Here is a 397-nt window from a genome sequence, read left to right on the forward strand (position 1 = left end):
GGGTGTCCTGCAGCAGATCGCGCAGGTTGAAGGGGATGGATTCGAGCATCAGCTTGCCCGCTTCGATCTTGGAGAAGTCGAGCACCTCATTGATGATGCCGAGCAGGCTGTCGGCGGATTTCTCGATGGTCGACAGGTAGTCCTGCTGGCGCGGGCTGAGCTCGCTCTTTTGCAGCAGGTTGGTGAAGCCAAGGATGCCGTTGAGCGGGGTGCGGATCTCGTGGCTCATGTTGGCCAGGAACTCGGACTTGATGCGGCTGGCTTCCAGGGCCTCCTTACGCGCGAAGTCCAGCTCGATGTTCTGGATCTCGATGGTTTCCAGGTTCTGCCGTACGTCCTCGGTGGCCTGTTCGATGCTGTGCTGCAGTTCTTCCTGCGCGTTCTGCAGGGCTTCGGC

General features: G+C 60.2%; 1 protein-coding gene. It reads right to left on the reverse strand.

What is annotated here, in order from left to right; all coding sequences use genetic code 11:
• The coding region (locus DPV79_RS41780) for a histidine kinase dimerization/phospho-acceptor domain-containing protein (RefSeq protein ID WP_279636684.1) at nt 1-397 on the reverse strand (397 nt) is incomplete at both ends.

The sequence above is a fragment of the Burkholderia reimsis genome (assembly GCF_003294055.1).
GTDB lineage: Bacteria > Pseudomonadota > Gammaproteobacteria > Burkholderiales > Burkholderiaceae > Burkholderia > Burkholderia cepacia.